The 14,196-nt window shown below is 44.1% G+C and carries 8 protein-coding genes; 3 read left to right on the forward strand and 5 right to left on the reverse strand.

Translation table 11 applies throughout. The features are described from left to right. Nucleotides 1–115: 115 nt before the first annotated feature. Complete coding sequence (gene metH, locus KUG37_RS02460; RefSeq protein WP_216934007.1) at nucleotides 116–3,802, reverse strand: methionine synthase; 3,687 nt, start codon at nucleotides 3,800–3,802, stop codon at nucleotides 116–118. Between the two features lie 534 nt (nucleotides 3,803–4,336). On the opposite strand from metH, the gene KUG37_RS02465 reads away from it, so the two are divergent. Then, nucleotides 4,337–5,956: an inorganic phosphate transporter gene (locus tag KUG37_RS02465; RefSeq protein WP_216934009.1), complete on the forward strand. Its 1,620-nt coding sequence runs from the start codon at nucleotides 4,337–4,339 to the stop codon at nucleotides 5,954–5,956. Between the two features lie 516 nt (nucleotides 5,957–6,472). On the opposite strand, the gene KUG37_RS02470 is transcribed toward KUG37_RS02465, so the two are convergent. Together KUG37_RS02470 and KUG37_RS02475 are read right to left on the reverse strand one after the other, a co-directional pair. Next, nucleotides 6,473–8,014 carry a hypothetical protein gene (locus KUG37_RS02470; protein ID WP_216934011.1) on the reverse strand — a complete coding sequence of 514 codons (1,542 nt, stop codon included), beginning with the start codon at nucleotides 8,012–8,014 and terminating at the stop codon, nucleotides 6,473–6,475. A 219-nt stretch (nucleotides 8,015–8,233) separates the two neighbouring features. Beyond that, a complete protein-coding gene (locus KUG37_RS02475) occupies nucleotides 8,234–8,851 on the reverse strand; it encodes a rhomboid family intramembrane serine protease (protein WP_216934014.1) in 618 nt (205 codons plus the stop codon). A gap of 158 nt (nucleotides 8,852–9,009) precedes the next feature. Between KUG37_RS02475 and nfuA the strand changes: the two genes are divergently transcribed. Together nfuA and KUG37_RS02485 are read left to right on the forward strand one after the other, a co-directional pair. Further along, nucleotides 9,010–9,648, forward strand: a complete 639-nt coding sequence (nfuA, locus tag KUG37_RS02480; RefSeq protein WP_216934016.1) for a Fe-S biogenesis protein NfuA — start codon at nucleotides 9,010–9,012, stop codon at nucleotides 9,646–9,648. A 193-nt stretch (nucleotides 9,649–9,841) separates the two neighbouring features. Further along, a complete protein-coding gene (locus tag KUG37_RS02485) occupies nucleotides 9,842–11,941 on the forward strand; it encodes a TonB-dependent receptor (RefSeq protein ID WP_216934018.1) in 2,100 nt (699 codons plus the stop codon). Between the two features lie 41 nt (nucleotides 11,942–11,982). On the opposite strand, the gene KUG37_RS02490 is transcribed toward KUG37_RS02485, so the two are convergent. Next, the gene (locus KUG37_RS02490) at nucleotides 11,983–12,984 is read right to left on the reverse strand and encodes a hypothetical protein (protein ID WP_216934021.1); all 1,002 of its coding nucleotides are present in this window, start codon (nucleotides 12,982–12,984) and stop codon (nucleotides 11,983–11,985) included. 14 nt (nucleotides 12,985–12,998) lie between these two features. After that, the gene (locus tag KUG37_RS02495) at nucleotides 12,999–14,036 is read right to left on the reverse strand and encodes an alpha/beta fold hydrolase (RefSeq protein ID WP_216934023.1); all 1,038 of its coding nucleotides are present in this window, start codon (nucleotides 14,034–14,036) and stop codon (nucleotides 12,999–13,001) included. Between the last annotated feature and the right edge of the window lie 160 nt (nucleotides 14,037–14,196).

Genomic DNA, 14,196 nt, shown 5'->3' on the forward strand with positions numbered 1-14,196 from the left:
CGTAATAAATAGATACGTGAAAGTCCCTCTTTGAAAAAGAGGGATTTAGGGAGATTCAAAACAAAAAAATCCCCTTACTCGAGGGGATTTTTTATTTCAAATCGTGGTGATTCAATTAAACAATCGAATCATCCAAATTCGGTGCTAACCAGCGTTTCGCTTCATCCAAAGACCAACCTTTACGCTTCGCATAATCCTCCAACTGATCACCAGAGATTTTACCCACGTTAAAGTATTCAGTTTCAGGGTTTGCATAATAGAAACCGCTCACTGATGAAGGTGGCCACATTGCAAAGCTCGAAGTCAGGTAAGTACCCATCTTCTCAGTCGTGCCTAACCAGTCAAACAATGGTTCTTTTTCAGAATGCTCAGGACAAGCAGGGTAGCCTGGTGCAGGACGAATACCGACATACTTCTCTTTAATCAAATCATCGTTTGAAAGCTGTTCGTCTGCTTGGTAGCCCCAGAACTCTTTACGAATACGCTGGTGTAAATGCTCTGCAAATGCTTCGGCAAAACGGTCACCCAAAGCCTGCGCCATAATTGCAGAATAATCATCGCCTTTGGCTTTATATTCATGCGACAGCTCTTCAGCACCAAAGATCGACACCGTAAAGCCACCCAAGTAATCCTGAGCCACATCTTTCGGTGCAACAAAATCGGCAAGTGAGAAGTTAGCTTTGCCAGTGACTTTATCCGACTGCTGACGTAGATGCTCAAAAGTATGCGTCACATTGCCGTTCTCATCTGCCACAGCAACAGTGTCGCTTGCCACACGGTTGGCAGGATAAATGCTGAAGGTGGCACGCGCATCGAAACGTTTATTCTCGATGATATCTTTCAGCATGATTTGTGCTTGTTCAAACAAGTCACGTGCTGCTTCGCCAACCACGTCATCTTCAAGGATTTTCGGGAATTTGCCTGCCAAGCTCCAAGAAATAAAGAACGGTGTCCAGTCAAAATACTCCACCAAGGTTTCTAATGGATAGTTGGTGAATGTTTGTGAGCCAATGAAGTTTGGTTTAACTGGTGCATTCTTGTCAAAGTCGATCTTGAAGCCGTTTTCAACCGACTTTTGATAAGACAGTTTCGCAGCTTTCGGTTGCTTGTTGGCAAGACGGATACGAATTTTTTCATAATCCGCTGCATAGTCCGCCAAAAGTTTTGGTTTCATTTCAGCAGATAATAACTGAGTGGCTACACCTACGGCACGCGAAGCATCGGATGTGTAGAACACACCATCATTATGATATTGCGGTGAGATTTTCACTGCAGTATGTGCTTTGGATGTGGTCGCACCACCAATCATCAGTGGAATATTAAAGCCTTTGCGCTGCATTTCTTTGGCAACAAAGACCATTTCATCCAGTGACGGCGTGATCAGACCAGACAAACCGATGATATCGACTTTTTCATCAATCGCAGTTTGCAGAATCTTCTCGCATGGCACCATCACGCCAAGGTCAACAATGTCATAGCCATTACAGCCCAGCACTACACCAACAATGTTTTTACCGATGTCATGGACGTCGCCTTTCACCGTAGCCAGCAAGATTTTACCTTTGGCTTCGGCCTGGGTTTTTTCTGCCTCAATGTACGGGTTCAGCCACGCCACGGCCTGTTTCATCACACGTGCCGATTTCACCACTTGTGGCAAGAACATTTTACCGGCACCGAACAGGTCACCGACCACGTTCATGCCTGCCATCAATGGGCCTTCAATTACATCCAGTGGACGGGTTGATTTTAAACGCGCTTCTTCAGTGTCTTGGTCGATATAGGTGGTAATGCCTTTTACTAAAGCATATTCGAGACGTTTTTCAACCGGCTCATTACGCCATTCCAGATTCTCTTCGGCTTTTTGCGTACCGCTTTGACCGCGATATTTTTCAGCCACAGTCAGTAGTCGTTCTGTCGCATCCTGACCACTTTCGCCTTGATTCTGGTTTTGAACCACATCTTCAACTGCAGCTTTTAATTCTTTATCAATATCATCATAAATTGCCATTTGACCGGCATTCACAATCCCCATAGTCATGCCTTTTTGAATGGCATGGTACAAAAATACTGAGTGAATCGCTTCGCGCACCGGCTCATTACCACGGAAGGAGAACGAGACGTTAGAGACACCACCTGAAATCAATGCATTTGGCAGATTCTGTTTAATCCAGCCAGTCGCTTCAATGAAATCAACTGCATAGTTATTATGTTCTATAATCCCTGTCGCAATCGCAAACACGTTCGGGTCAAAGATAATATCTTCAGAAGGGAAGCCCACTTCATTGACCAGAACATCATAAGAACGCTTACAGATTTGTTTTTTACGTTCAGCTGTATCTGCCTGACCATCTTCATCAAATGCCATCACAATGACCGCAGCACCATATTGACGGCAGAGGCGGGCACGTTCGACAAACTCGTCATGACCTTCTTTCAGAGAGATCGAGTTCACGACTGCTTTACCTTGAACGCATTTCAGGCCTGCTTCGATAATCTCCCATTTAGAAGAATCCAGCATGATTGGCACACGTGAAATATCCGGTTCAGAAGCAATCAGATTCAGGAAATGCACCATCGCACCTTGCGAATCGAGCATGCCTTCATCCATGTTGATGTCGATGATCTGCGCACCGGCTTCAACCTGCTGACGGGCAACATCAAGTGCTTCGGCAAAGTTTTCTTCACGAATCAGACGCAGGAATTTTTTCGAGCCGGTGACGTTGGTACGTTCACCGACGTTCACGAACAATGAATCTTTGGTGATGTTAAATGGCTCTAAACCACTTAAACGGCAGGCAGGTTCAATTTCAGGAATTTGGCGTGGTGCAATGCCTTCAACTGCATTTGCAATCGCGCGGATATGATCCGGCGTGGTCCCACAGCAACCACCGGTAATATTGATTAAGCCACTTTCTGCAAATTCTTTAATGAAAGCTGCGGTTTCTTCAGGCGTTTCATCATATCCACCGAAGGCATTTGGCAAGCCAGCGTTAGGATGCGCTGAAACAAAGGTATCGGCCACGTCAGACATGGTTTTGACGTGTGGACGCATCGCATCTGCACCCAAGGCACAGTTAAAACCAATCGAGATGGGTTCTGCATGACGCATTGAGTTCCAGAACGCTTCAGCTGTTTGACCTGTGAGCGTACGACCTGAGGCATCTGTGATCGTACCTGAAATCATGATCGGCAGTTCATAGCCCAATTCTTTAAAGACTTCTTTTACCGCAAAAATGGCCGCTTTGGCATTTAAAGTATCAAATACGGTTTCAATCAGGATGATGTCTACACCACCTTCAATCAATGCTTTGGTCGATTCAATATAGTCAACTTTTAAGGCATCAAAGGTAACGTTACGGAAAGCCGGGTCATTCACGTTTGGAGAAATAGAGGTGGTACGTGATGTCGGGCCAATCACACCTGCCACAAAGCGCGGTTTTTCCGGCGTTGAATATTTGGCACAGGCTTCTTTGGCCAGACGCGCAGCTGTACGGTTAATCTCGGGAACCAGATCTTCCATATGATAGTCCGACATTGAAACACGGGTACCGTTAAAGGTATTGGTTTCAATAATGTCGGCGCCAGCTTCTAGGTAAGCCTCATGAATGCCTTGAATGATCTGTGGCTGAGTCAGTACCAGCAAATCATTATTACCTTTAAGATCATACGCCCAGTCAGCAAAACGCTCACCACGATAATCGGCTTCTTCCAGTTTATGGCGCTGGATCATGGTACCCATTGCACCATCGATAATTAAAATTCTTTTGGCAAGAAGTTCTTTTAAAGTGGTAAGTGTAGACATTCAAACTTTCTCAGCAGAAATCAAAAAAAACGAGGCTAATCTTAGCAGATTAGTTGGCGAATTTCTGCTGACATTGCTCAGAATGATGGATAAGCATGATATGAAAATTTGATAAGTCAGCTAGAAAAACAAGAAGCTTTAAAATCAGGAGCTGCAAATATTGCGCTTTCAAGTCGGGTCGGCCTATTTCAGGCAGCAGACAGAAGCAGAAAATTAAACTGATGCTTTTATTCATGAAATTGTCATATTCATTGCTTATGCTATACCACTGAAACTTTTGCTCAGCTTGATAGCAGGCCGGACTTCATTGGTTTTGGTAGCAAGATATGTTTGATTCTTAAGCTGAAACAAGCGGGAATATTATCTTAAGCAGATGATTTATAAAATCAAACTGTAGTGTTTTAGTCGGATTAAACAGGACGGATAGCAGCAAGAAAATCCAAATAATTGCTTCATATGACGGCGGTTTGTCATATAATTGTCACAATTTAACTGAACAATATGAGGATCCTTGAATCCTCTATTCCTGCTTGCATGAATCCTAATCAAACTCCCGTAGATTCAGCACACAAGTCGGCTTCGCGAAAGTCGACCAATGTTCATGTGCCAACACCGAAATTCTTTATGCCGGTGTTCCTGACCCTTATCATCACTACGCTGGTTTATATCGGCTTTCAATTGTCTGCAGATTTAGCACATGTACCGGCCTTGAGCTTGTATTCAGTTATTTTGTTAGCAACCGCACTCTTTATTGCGCTGAGCTTTGAATTCGTCAATGGCTTCCACGATACTGCCAATGCTGTTGCCACGGTCATTTATACCAATGCACTCTCAGCTCCCGTCGCAGTGATGTGGGCCGGCTTCTGTAATTTCCTTGGGGTTATGGTGGCCAGTGGTGCGGTAGCTTACGGTATTATTGCGTTATTGCCGGTTGAGCTGATTATGAATGTCGGCTCAGGTGCAGGCTTTGCCATGGTCTTTGCCATGCTGATTGCAGCCATTCTCTGGAATCTGGGAACCTGGTTCCTCGGTATTCCGGCATCCAGTTCCCATACCTTGATCGGTTCCATTCTGGGTGTAGGCATCATGAACTACATTCTGAATGCCGGTGCTGGTGCTTCAGGTGTAGACATGGAGCAGGTGTTGAAAGTTGGTAAGGCACTGTTATTTTCGCCTTTAATCGGTTTTGCATTTGCCGCGTTGCTGTTCCTGCTGGTGAAAAAAGTCTTCAAGCGTCAAATGGAACTGTTCCAGCCGCCTGAAGGCAATAAACCACCACCGCCAATGATCCGCGCCATTTTGATCTTTACCTGTACCGGTGTCAGCTTTGCCCATGGCTCAAATGATGGTCAAAAAGGCATGGGTCTGATCATGTTGATTCTGATTGGTTGTGTGCCTTTGGCTTACTCGCTGAACAAGAATCTGGATATACAACACCTTCAGTCTTTTGGTCAGTTATCGGCACAAACAGCCGATGCGATTTATCCAAATCATCAGGATATTCCGGATGAACAAGCCCGTGATGTGATCACCAAATATATTCAAACCAAGGAAATCACCCCTGAAGTCGTGCCTGCATTGGCAAGCTTGACGGATCATCTGGGTGAGAAAGTCGCGAGCTATAACAGCATTAAGGAAGTTCCTGAAGATCAGGTGTCTGAATTCCGTAATGACATGTACCTCAGCACCACTGCGTTTAAACGTCTGGATAAAGCAGAAGCTTTACCGGCAATGAGCGCTGCACAGGAAAAAACAGTGGATGAATACCGGGACCATCTGGACTCCTTCCTGCAATATATTCCGACTTGGGTCAAGGTGGCAGTTGCTCTGGCACTTGGTCTTGGAACAATGGTGGGCTGGAAGCGTATTGTTGTGACGGTTGGTGAGCGTATTGGTAAAGAACATATGACCTATGGTCAGGGTATGTCTGCCGAGCTTGTGGCAATGTCGACCATTGCGGCGGCAGATGGCTTTGGTATGCCGGTATCCACCACCCATGTATTGAACTCTGCAGTGGCGGGGACCATGGTGGCGAACAAGTCTGGTTTGAACTTCCAAATGGTAAAAACAATTTTATCTGCGTGGATATTCACATTACCAGCAACCATCTGTTTATCAGGTACTTTGTACTGGTTGCTTCTTAAAGTCTTCTAAGGCTTTTTAAGGTAAAAACGCTGCTTTGGCAGCGTTTTTTTATGGAGTTTTTCAAAGTCCTCTCCCTTTGGGAGAGGATTTAGGAGAGGGGGAATGCTTATGGGGGCTTCTGTCATTTTCAAAAGTGATCTCTCCCTTACCCTCACTTGCGCTTCGTTTTAAAAGCGGTGCTTTAAAACTTGCTCAGGAGAGGGAACGTCCCTTGTCAGTTTTTGGGGATCACTCTCCCTTTGGGAGGAGCGGCATTGGTGGTAAGGAGATAAGGGGGAATTATTAAAATACCTCTCCCTAACCCTTTCCTGAGAGGAGAGGGAACTACATTAATTATTCAAATAAAGAGAGTTTAATTTAAATAGTATTCATTTTATTAAAAACGATATTTCTTTAGATGCTTAATACTAATTTGAATTTATTGGGAGAACTCCCTCTCCCTTAGGGAGAGGGTTGGGGTGAGGGGCAGAATTTTAAATAAAAAGAGTATCGACCCTAGGAGAAGGGTAAAGTGAAGGAAATAAATTACTTCTTCAACTTACTCAATAATCCTTTCGGTAACTTCTCCGCCGCAAAACCGTAAAGCGCCGCAAATGGAAGTGCGGTACGTGCCAGATAGGCCACTCGCCACAAACCACCATGATTCGCGCCATGCATCATTAATTCAAGCGGATGATTTAGCTTCACTTCAGGATTGGCCACCGATTCCGGATTGCGAAGGTCATGAATCCATAATGCTGCCATTAATGCATTGGTGGTTTCAGGTGCAAAAGACTCAACATCAAATAAGCTTGCACCACTAAAAGCAGCTTTTAGCAGTGGATTCTTGGTGACTGAATAAGTGGTCGTTGATGGTGCAATATTGATGCTGACGCGTTGACCTTGAGCACGAGCTAAGGTAGCACGCCATTGCTGAATGCGTTTTGCCAGCGCATAGTTCGGGCCTTGTTCAACGACCAGACAGTCACAGATGCCATAGGCCTGATCACCAGATTGAATCAGCTCATGGCCATTTTTCTGGAAAAAGTGTTTACGGCTTAGAGTCGAAACACCTTTGGAAATAAGGGCTTGTGCCTTGGAGCGTTCTGCATATTTGACTTTTGATGCTTCAATCACTTCACTTGGGACCGCATAAACATCGGTAGGCGTGCACATGTACATCAGGCTGGTATTGGCTTTTTGCTGGCTCACATAGTGCATAATGGCATCCATTGCCATCGAAACACGGACATGCTTTTCGCCATCTAGATAGGCAATGGCTGCCAGATCCAGATCCTGCTCAAACTGTAACAGCCAGTTGGCAATTTCGGGAATCTGGGTGAGCAAATTTGCGCCCAATTTTTCTTTTAAAGTATCAAGTGAAGTATCGGCAGGCAAGTCTTCAGTACAAGGGGCATACAGTGTGGCATTGCCTTGGTTGATGGTGTCGATAATCTTGCCCCAAACCCGGCTATTCGGCAGATCAATCGCCACAATATTGGCTTTCCATTTCGCCAGCCAGGTCAGAGGTCCTGCTTCAGATGCTGCACCAAACAGTACTGTGGTCCGATCTGACAAGTCAAACCATTCAGCATGCACGACACATTCACGCAGGGCATTGGCATGGCTGGTTTCCATAATGCCTTGGTTTTCCCAGCGTTCGATCTGCTCCAATAAGGCATCACCTTGCAGCTTTTGGCCATGGTAGGGCACATACCATTCTGGCGCAGCTTTACTCTTACCTGTCAGCTTAAATGTATGCAGTTGATCAGCTGGCAGAGATAAAGCATCTTGCAATAAATACTTTTGACCATCACGATAAAATTCAAACGTCTGATGGGCCTGCGCCAATCCATCTTCGGCAATTTTCAGGCTGGCTTCAGGGGAACTTAGCCCTTGCTCGACCAGTTGCTTAAAATGCACGGTATATTGTTTGCGCCAGTTTTTTTCTGATTGTGCCTGTGCAGAACTGTGTGGATTCACATTGGCTAAGGCTGCTGCGATAATCGCGCGCCCTGTTTTTGAGCTACTCGGTTTTTGTTGCTGAGACTGAAGAGGAAATTGAAGACCGTCTGGTGTAGTGGACATGCAAAATATCTCGATAATGACAGTAATAAATATACAGATGTATACATTATCGCTGCAAAATTCACTCCAAGATTGGCATTAAGTGACATCATGACTTTCGAATATATTACGAGATGTTTCAAACGAATAAGAGAGCAGCAGCTCTCTTATCGATTTTTAGCGAAAACATCAGGTTTAACTTAGGGATCGTCTCGTTCACTGAGCGTTTAATAATGCTCATTAAAACGGAACATGCATCAGTTTATTCAGGAAGTGTGGAATCAGGCGTGGCTCCAGAATAATCGTCATGATCACGCCGTAGGCTGCTCCCCATAAATGCGCGCTGTGATTAATGTTGCTATTGCCTTTTTTGCCTGACCAGATGCTATAGGCCACATACAGCACAGCAAAAATAATCGCAGGAACCGGTATAAAGAATACAAAAATCAGTTTCCATGGTTCAAACAGAATATAGGCAAACAGCACTGCGGACACTGCACCGGAAGCACCTAAACTGGCCCAGCGTGCATCATTTTTATGTTTCAGGTAACTTGGCAGAATCGCAGCAACCAGGGCACCTAGATAGAACAGGATAAAACCCAGGTCGTACAGATATTGGCGATAAAAGCTTTCAATCACGCTGCCAAAAAAGAACAGGGTAATCATATTGAACAGCAGATGGGTTCCATCAGCATGAATAAACCCATGCGTAATAAAACGGTCATATTGTCCACGTTGCAGTGCCGGAGGCCAGAAAATCAGCCGGTTCATCACCGTCTCTTTGGAGAAAGCAATAAATGACACAATACAGGTGATCAGAATAATGGTAACAGTATGATTAAAAGGTAAATCAAGCATATAAATGATTCTAATGGTGCCTATTTGCTAATTATCATGCCATTAAAATTGAGCTAAAGTTGTACTTTTATAATAAATCCGACAATTTTAGTTGATTTTTAAAAATTACCCCGCATCTTCAGTTAAAATGGTCACTTGAGCTTGAGGAAATTATTGTTATGTCGACTGAGAACAGCAGCACTCCAGTTGTTGGTGAAATTCCCAACTTATTGATTACACCAACAGCACAAGAGTATTTAAAGGATTTACTGGATAAACAGAACACCCCGGGTATTGGTGTGCGTGTTTTTGTAGAGCATCCGGGTACTCCTCGCGCTGAATGTTGCATGGCCTATAGTGCACCTGATGAAGTTGTACCGACAGATTATAAGCAGGAATATCCTGATTTCCCTGCTTTTATCGACTCGCCATCTATTCCGTATTTATTCGATGCCGTGATTGACTACAACAAAGACCGTTTTGGTGGTCAGTTGACCTTCCGTGCGCCGAATTCTAAAGTGCCACGCGTGGGGCCAGATGCATCGGTAGAAGAGCGTATTACCTATGTCTTGCAGTCTGAAATTAACCCGGGTCTGGCAGGGCATGGCGGTAACTGTGCACTGGTTGAAGTCAAAGAAGACCCAGAGCATGGCTTAACAGCGGTTCTTAAATTTGGTGGCGGTTGCCAGGGTTGTTCAGCGATTGATATCACTTTGAAACAAGGTGTAGAAACAACGCTAAAACAGCATATTCCTGAATTGATGAATGTCGTTGATGAAACGGATCATAGTCAATCTGAAGGTGCGTATATGAAATAAGCTGTTCTATATAACAGTTCATTTACAGCATTCTAAAAAACCTCGAACTTTCGAGGTTTTTTTATATCCGGTTTGAAATTTAGTGAATATTAATAATAATAATTATCAATAGCAATTGCATTTAAGCGGGAAGCTGTTACACTTCGCAACCGAATAAACATGATCTCTTCATAACTATTAGGACGCGCAAGGTATGAACAAGCCCTTCTTAAAAACAACTTTAGCTTTTGCAGTATTCACAGCAATGACTGTTTCAGTGCAAGCGCAGGACCAGGTTAATGAAGAAAAAGAGGGAGTAGTACAGACTGATGCGACCAAGTTACAAACGATTGTGGTGACTGCGAGTGGACAGGCAGTTGATGTTAAATCTGCGCCAGCTTCAATTAGTGTCATTACTGCCGAAGAAATTCAAAAACAACCCGTTTCAAGCCTGGCAGATATCTTGAAACGGGTACCTGGGGTAACAGGGGGGCTGAGTTCAAATGGTGCGGGCTCAAAAATTCAATTACGTGGGATGCCTGAAAATTACACGCTGATTTTAATTGACGGCAAACGGGTAGGTTCATCTAAGGATACTAACTACCGTGCAAACCTGGGTCATCAAGATCTGAACTGGGTCAGACCAGAAATGATTGAACGCATTGAGGTCGTACGTGGCCCCATGTCTTCTTTATATGGTTCTGATGCGATGGGGGGAGTGATCAATATCATTACCAAAAAAATCCCTTCAGAATGGGCAGGGGCTTTTACCTTGAACCATACCATGCCGACGACATCTTCTGATCTGGGCCGAACCATCCAGTCAGGACTAGTGGGATATGGCCCTTTAACCGATACGCTAGGTATGCGTGCGACAGTCGGAATCACTGAACAGGAAGCCGATCAAGGCTATCAAATCTCTGATCGTAATATTCCTGGAATGGCGGGAAGCAAGGCAACTGGACAATCGGGCAGCCGTGATCAAAATGCGAATTTAAAGTTTGATTATACGCCAAACGATATTCATAGCTTGTCTTTAGAACTGGGCTATGGATTGCAGCAAGACAACCCATCTACTACACCACAGGTGGTGGATGGCAAAGAGCAGGCTGTATTAGCATGGGGTCCATCAGAGTTAGAACACCGTTCAATCTCCTTGTCACATGATGCCAAGTGGGATTTCGGTGATTCAAAAATTACGGCTTACTACAATGATTATGATCAGAGCCAGGTGACAGAGACTGGGCCGACCACACAAAAATCCAAGGAAAGCATTGTAGAAGGTAATCTCAATATTCCGTTTCAGTTAGGTGTTGAGCATATTGCTACGGTTGGAGGTCAATGGAAATCAGAAGAGCTGATCAATACACGTAATATTGGGCTTTCTATTCCAAGTTATGACGGAAATGAATATGGTTCAGAGCTAGAAGGGGACACTTGGGCGCTGTTTATCGAAGATAAACTTATTTTTAATGATCAAGTCCATTTAACCCTGGGTAACCGGTTTGATCACCATGATAAATTTGGTACCCATAATAGTCCACGTGCTTATTTGGTGGTGCAGCCAAATGATGCATTAACCATTAAAGGTGGTGTAGCTCAAGGCTTTAGAGCGCCTTCATTAAAAGAAAATACTGCAGGTGCAGCGACCCGTTCAGGGGGGAATGGATGTACCTCACTTAAGCCTCTGGGTTATGTATCGGGCGGATGTTATATGGCCGGTAATGCTGACCTGCAGCCTGAAGAAAGTACCAACTATGAAATTGGATTTAATTTTGCTCAAAATGAAGTTGATCTTGGTTTAACCTATTTCCATACAGATTTTAAAAATAAAATTGAATATCGCGCTTTAGGGGAAATAAATGGGGTGTGGTGGACCCAGTATCAAAATGCTGAAAAAGCGCGTGTACGGGGCTTGGAAGCAAGTGTAGCATTGCCACTTTTAGATAATTTGAGCTGGAAAACCAATGCAACCTATTATTTTGAGTCAAAAAATTTAGTGACAGGCAAGAATCTCTCAACGATTCCAGAGTTGTCAGTTTATAGCGCACTAAACTGGACGCCAACTGATCCGCTTTCATTGGAACTGGCAGCGCAATATACCGGTGAGCAATATACAGCAAGTGCTGAAGATACAGTGGTGATGCAAAAGCCACATACCGTATTTAATCTGTCTGCAAATTATGAAGTGAATGATCAGGTCACTGTTCGGGGCGGCTTAACTAATTTATTTGATAAAAAACTGGCAAATGCTTCAAATGATTATTATCTGGACCGTCAGCAGGTATTTGCCGGATTGACCTATAGTTTCTAATCTGAGCATGTAAAAAAGCCGCTCGAAGCGGCTTTTTATCTTTATATATTTAATATTTTTAAGGTATTTTCAGAATAATAAAATTGCTCCAAATAGCAACGCGCACGCTCACGTAAATGACCCTGCGTAACCATCTGCTGAATCACCGGACTAAGCAATTCCTGTAATTCATTCTGAATTAAAGCTTCATTAATATTCAGATCACGAAGTAACTGATCAAAATTATGATCCTGATTGCGGACATACCAGGTATGAATTCCATCACGCACTTGCTGCTGTAGATAGTCGGTCTGGCGTAGGTGACCCCAGATGTCATGACCTAAGGCGACTGTCTGATTCAGGTCCTGAAGTTCGATATAATTCTTCAATACCGCTACCGGCATGTCTTTGATTTTATGCCAGAGATTGGCCTGAAAATGATAAAGCTTTTCATCGTCAAAATGCTGGTTGAGCACATGTTCACTCATCTGGCTCAGCTTCAGGATATTCTTTTGCAGATAACGTGCAATGGTGCTGTCCAGATTGGTGTCAGTGACATTTTCCAGTACCGATTTGCCCATTTTCATAAAGCGGGAAACTCCGGGTACACTTTTAGCAATCACTGAATTATCCAGATAATCCTGAATGGAGTGCTGGATCAATTGCGTGATCATGGCTGAAAATGCCGGATTATTCACCACAGTTTTAATCAGGCGCTGACGATGGCCGCTTTTACTCGCCACATACTGGGCGATGTTATCGATTGTCAGGACTGGAATCACATCGGCAATTGTAGTCGTATCATTGGCCGGATGTACCAGTGCAAAACGGATATGCTCAGCAATCTGTTCAATCAGAAAGGTGCTGGCGGCAGTGTCCAGAATCTGTTTTTGCAGAAGCTGATTAATCAGTTCACAGCTCCATAGCTCTTTTAAATTCTGTTTACGCAACCACAAATAAAACGCATGAAACTCACTTTGAATGGTTTCAGATTGAGAAAATGCCTGATCGAGAAAATCAAGTTGAGCATCGATCAACTGCTCAATCATCGGGTGTTTCTGCATAACATCTCTGAAACTTAATTTAAAGGAATGAGTTTATCAGCAAGCGGGTTTTTTAGGATCTGCGTCTTGGCCAGAAAAGGCAAATAATGTTGTGCGACCTGTTTTTCCGCTTCCAGAATCGGCATATGCCCGACATTATTCAGGATCACCGGTTTTTCGGCACGTTTCAACAGCGCATGCAGTTCTTTGACCACTTCGACATTAATGATTCGGTCCTGTCTGCCCCATAAAATCAAGGTCGGTGCTTCAACTGTGCGAGTCAGGCGGGCAAAGGTTTCCGGTGTATAAATCCGGTTCAGCATCACGACCTGATCAATCGATTTACTGGTCTGTTCAGCACGAGAAATCAGCAGTTTTTCCTGTGCATGTCGCAGCTGATAAGGAATTACCGGCGGGTTTTGCATTAGCTGTCTGGATACATCTCGCAGATCACCGGGCTTGCTGACGATCAGGTCTTTTAAGGCATGGGGGTCTTTGGTATAGGGCGTATTGCCCATTTTGTAAAGACCGGCGCTATTGATTAAAAACAGGCTTTGCGTATCGAAAGGGTATTGCGAGGCATAAACCGTGGCAATCGAGCCACCTAAGGAGTGTCCGGCAATATGTAAATTCTCGTCTACATTTAAGGTTTCGATGAATAAACGCAGTTGAGAAGTCACATTGTGCACAGAAACATCAAAATTGTCCGGGACTTTGGTATCGCCGTTGCTTGGCAAATCAGGAATAATGACATGATAATAGGGAGTCAGAAACTGGGCGACCCGGTTCCAGTTGTCGCGGGTACCGGCCAGACCATGGATCAGTAGAATGGACGGTTTGTTTTTGGCACCGCCTTCACTATAGCTCCAGGTCACATCACCAATTTTAAGGGTCTTGGATTGGAGTCTGGCAAGGTTACGTTCCTGTAACAGATGCTGCTGCAATACCTGGGCAGATGTTTCATTTTTCTGGCTAAACAGATTCTGACTATGCGAGAAGCTCGGCAATGCCATTGTTAACGCGACTAAGGTCGAGCAGATTATTTTCGAGCGCAACTTTATTATTTTCTTCATTGGCCTTTCCCCCAAAACAAACCCAGTGAGCAAAATGCTCCATCAAAATACTTCCATGTTGTAAATTTGCAATTTTCATTCGAATAAAAACTTTATTCTTCACTCTATTCTAAATCAATCCTTGAGCTTGTCACCCATTAGTTTTTTGCTGAACAGCATT

Origin of the sequence: Acinetobacter sp. BY419, from assembly GCF_019038395.1 — a bacterium.
Classification (GTDB): domain Bacteria; phylum Pseudomonadota; class Gammaproteobacteria; order Pseudomonadales; family Moraxellaceae; genus Acinetobacter.

What these genes read in the sequence shown, in the direction of transcription:
- KUG37_RS02495 (WP_216934023.1), bottom strand. Translation starts at nt 14,036, where the DNA reads ATGAAGAAAATAATAAAGTTGCGCTCGAAAATAATCTGCTCGACCTTA.
- nfuA (WP_216934016.1), top strand. Translation starts at nt 9,010, where the DNA reads ATGTCGACTGAGAACAGCAGCACTCCAGTTGTTGGTGAAATTCCCAAC.
- KUG37_RS02475 (WP_216934014.1), bottom strand. Translation starts at nt 8,851, where the DNA reads ATGCTTGATTTACCTTTTAATCATACTGTTACCATTATTCTGATCACC.
- KUG37_RS02485 (WP_216934018.1), top strand. Translation starts at nt 9,842, where the DNA reads ATGAACAAGCCCTTCTTAAAAACAACTTTAGCTTTTGCAGTATTCACA.
- KUG37_RS02490 (WP_216934021.1), bottom strand. Translation starts at nt 12,984, where the DNA reads ATGCAGAAACACCCGATGATTGAGCAGTTGATCGATGCTCAACTTGAT.
- metH (WP_216934007.1), bottom strand. Translation starts at nt 3,802, where the DNA reads ATGTCTACACTTACCACTTTAAAAGAACTTCTTGCCAAAAGAATTTTA.
- KUG37_RS02465 (WP_216934009.1), top strand. Translation starts at nt 4,337, where the DNA reads ATGAATCCTAATCAAACTCCCGTAGATTCAGCACACAAGTCGGCTTCG.
- KUG37_RS02470 (WP_216934011.1), bottom strand. Translation starts at nt 8,014, where the DNA reads ATGTCCACTACACCAGACGGTCTTCAATTTCCTCTTCAGTCTCAGCAA.